2 protein-coding genes are annotated in these 2,044 nt (G+C 72.7%); one reads left to right on the top strand and one right to left on the bottom strand.

The genetic code is table 11. The features are described from left to right. Window positions 1-51: 51 nt before the first annotated feature. Complete coding sequence (locus ON27_RS07800; RefSeq protein WP_043721693.1) at window positions 52-1,317, bottom strand: glutamate-5-semialdehyde dehydrogenase; 1,266 nt, start codon at window positions 1,315-1,317, stop codon at window positions 52-54. A 109-nt stretch (window positions 1,318-1,426) separates the two neighbouring features. Here ON27_RS07800 and ON27_RS07795 point away from each other — a divergent pair. Further along, window positions 1,427-2,044: PfkB family carbohydrate kinase (locus ON27_RS07795; RefSeq protein ID WP_043721695.1), on the top strand; the 618-nt coding region annotated here is incomplete at its 3' end.

The following is a 2,044-nucleotide window of genomic DNA, read 5'->3' as shown; positions in this document are numbered from 1 at the left end:
GACCGGCGCCGGCGCCGACTCGGCGTCGGTCGCGACCGTGGCCGGCCCGGGTCAGACCGGGCGGATCTGGCCTTCGCCCCAGACGATCCACTTGGTGGACGTCAGTTCCGGCAGTGCCATCGGGCCGCGTGCGTGCAGCTTCTGGGTGGAGATGCCGATCTCGGCGCCGAAGCCGAACTGCTCGCCGTCGGTGAACGCGGTGGAGGCGTTCACCATCACGGCGGCGGCGTCGACGCGGCTGGTGAACTCGCGCGCCGCGGCGAGATCGCCGGTGACGATGGCCTCGGTGTGGCCGGTGCCCCAGGCGTTGATGTGGTCCACCGCCGCCTCCAGGCCGTCGACCACTTTCAGCGCGATGTCCAGGGTGAGGTACTCCTCGCCCCAGTCGGCGTCGGTGGCCGGGACCTGGCCGGGGAGGTCGCCGTGGATGGTGACGCCGTGCCGCTGCAGCGCCTCGGTCAGCCGCGGGACCGCGGTGTCGGCGACCGCGGCGTCGATCAGGACGGTCTCGGCCGCATTGCACACGCTGGGACGGCGGGTCTTGGCGTTGATCAGGATCTGCTCGGCCATGTCCAGGTCCGCGGCGGCGTGCACGTAGACGTGGCAGTTGCCGGTGCCGGTCTCGATGGTGGGCACCTGCGCGTCGCGGACCACCGCGTTGATCAGCCCGGCGCCACCGCGTGGAATGACCACGTCGACCAGGCCGCGGGCCTGGATCAGATGGGTGACGCTGGAACGGTCCTCGCTCGGCAGCAGCTGCACGGCGTCGGCCGGGATATCTTGCGCGGCAAGCGATTCGCGCAGCACCGCGACGAGCGCCGCGTTGGAGCGCGCGGCCGAGGACGAGCCGCGCAGCAGGGCGGCGTTACCGGACTTGAGCGCGAGACCGAACGCGTCGACGGTGACGTTGGGCCGCGCCTCGTACACCATGCCGACCACGCCGAGCGGGACGCGCACCTGCTTGATCTCCAGACCGTTCGGCAGGGTGGAGCCGCGCACCACCACTCCCACCGGGTCGGGCAGCCCGGCCACCTGCCGCAATCCGGACGCGATGCCGTCGACGCGGGCCTTGGTCAGCCGCAAGCGGTCCAGCAGCGATTCCGCGGTGCCCGCGGCTCGCGCCGCGGCGATGTCCTCGGCGTTGGCCGCGAGGACCCGGTCGGCGGCGGCCAGCAGGGCGTCGGCGGCGGCGTGCAGGGCGTCGTTCTTCTGCGCGGTCGTCAGCTGGGCCAGCACGCGTGACGCGACCCTGGCCTTGCGCGCGGCCTCGTGCACGACCTCGCGAACGTCCGGCTGGGTGGTCGTTCCTACCGTCATGTGCTACAGCCTACGCATCCGGCTCGGCGCCGATTCCACCCGCTGGGCGGCACGGCGACGCCGGGGCGGCCGCGTGCGCGCGGCAGGCTCGGGGACTACCGTCCGCCTCATGACGGCCGAATCGGACGCTCCCGCGATCGTGGTGCTCGGCAGCATCAACATGGACTTGGTGACCACGACCGGACACCGGCCCGCTCCCGGGGAAACGGTGCTGGGCACCGGCTTCGCGATGGTGCCGGGCGGAAAAGGCGCCAACCAAGCCATCGCGGCGCGGCGCGCGGGTGGCGACGTGCGGTTCCTCGGAGCGATCGGCACGGATGTCTTCGCCGCCGAACTGCGCGGGACACTCGCCGAGGCCAGGGTGTCGACCGACCGGCTGCGCACGGTCGCCGGGCCGAGCGGCATCGCCACGATCGTGGTCGACGGCGACGGCGAGAACAGCATCATCGTCGTCGGCGGCGCCAACGCCCGGATGACCGACCTGACCGGGCACGACCTGGCGGCCATCGCGGCAGCCGACATCCTGTTGTGCCAGTTGGAGATTCCGGTCGACACGGTGGCCGCCGCGGCGCGCCACGCCCGGGCGAGCGGCACGACCGTCCTGCTCAACCCCTCGCCGGTCCGCCGCCTGCCCGCCGAGTTGTGGGCGGATGTCGATGTGGCGGTGGTCAATTCGGGCGAGGCCGAGCGGCTGGGCGCGGACCTGGATCCGGTCGCGCACGTGGTC

This window comes from Nocardia asiatica NBRC 100129, from assembly GCF_000308415.1.
Lineage (GTDB): Bacteria > Actinomycetota > Actinomycetes > Mycobacteriales > Mycobacteriaceae > Nocardia > Nocardia asiatica.
The sequence above is the reverse complement of the archived record's forward strand: the minus strand, read 5'-3'. Positions and strand labels throughout refer to the sequence as shown.

What these genes read in the sequence shown, in the direction of transcription:
- ON27_RS07800 (WP_043721693.1), bottom strand. Translation starts at nt 1,317, where the DNA reads ATGACGGTAGGAACGACCACCCAGCCGGACGTTCGCGAGGTCGTGCAC.